General features: G+C 68.6%; 1 protein-coding gene. It reads right to left on the bottom strand.

Translation table 11 applies throughout. The features are described from left to right. The coding region (locus tag MKL11_RS06685; RefSeq protein WP_243941494.1) for a transglutaminase-like cysteine peptidase at positions 1–370 on the bottom strand (370 nt) is incomplete at both ends.

The following is a 370-nucleotide window of genomic DNA, read 5'->3' as shown; positions in this document are numbered from 1 at the left end:
CGATCGCGTTGGTCTTGTTGTCGAGGACCAGGTCGCCCCGGTCGGTGATCAGGGTCAGGACCGCGTGGCCCTCGCCCTTCTCGTCGATCACCACGGTCATGCGCATCGCCCGCCGGGGCAGGCCGGCCTCGGCCAGCAGGTGGCGCTTGAGCAGCTGGAAATCCTCGCAATCGCCGATGCCGTCCTCGGCGAGGTCCCAGCGGTCGGCGACGTGGAGATGCTCCATGTCGGTCATCGGCTCGACCGACTTGTTCACCCGGCGGTTGACCGAGACGATCGTCGCCCAGGTCGCCGGGGTGAGGCTGATGCGGGCCGGCTCGCTCCGGTCCACCGCACATTCCGCCGCGTAGGACTGGCAGAACGTCACCCA

Origin of the sequence: Methylobacterium sp. J-077 (assembly GCF_022829365.1) — a bacterium.
Lineage (GTDB): Bacteria > Pseudomonadota > Alphaproteobacteria > Rhizobiales > Beijerinckiaceae > Methylobacterium.
Note: the sequence above shows the minus strand (reverse complement) of the source record. Positions and strands in the feature narration are given on the sequence as shown.